Source organism: Shewanella sp. AS16, assembly GCF_021412365.1.
GTDB classification, from domain to species: Bacteria; Pseudomonadota; Gammaproteobacteria; order Enterobacterales; family Shewanellaceae; genus Shewanella; species Shewanella salipaludis.
Window position 1 is genome coordinate 1 of sequence record NZ_JAKCLK010000071.1, and the last position, 387, is coordinate 387.

1 protein-coding gene is annotated in these 387 nt (G+C 53.0%); it reads left to right on the forward strand.

Going from position 1 to position 387, the window contains the following annotated elements:
* The coding region (locus tag LZP73_RS19375) for a LytS/YhcK type 5TM receptor domain-containing protein (RefSeq protein ID WP_326490367.1) at nucleotides 1-387 on the forward strand (387 nt) is incomplete at both ends.

Sequence of the window (387 nt, forward strand, 5' to 3'; positions counted from 1 at the left end):
CTCGGTGGCCTGGTACACAGCATCCTGATCCGTCGCGGGCGCACTGATAAAGTCTTTAACCCCATTACCGCCGGTGCCGTCACGTTCGTCGCTGAAATGGTGCAAATGTTGATTATCCTGGCGATCGCCCGACCTTATGAAGATGCGGTGCGTCTGGTGAGTAATATTGCTGCGCCAATGATGGTCACCAATACCGTCGGCGCGGCGTTGTTTATGCGTATATTGCTCGATAAACGCGCGATGTTTGAAAAATACACTTCGGCTTTTTCTGCCACTGCGCTGAAAGTGGCGGCCTCGACGGAAGGCATTTTGCGCCAGGGGTTTAACGAAGTGAACAGCATGAAAGTGGCACAGGTGCTGTATCAGGAGCTGGATATTGGTGCAGTC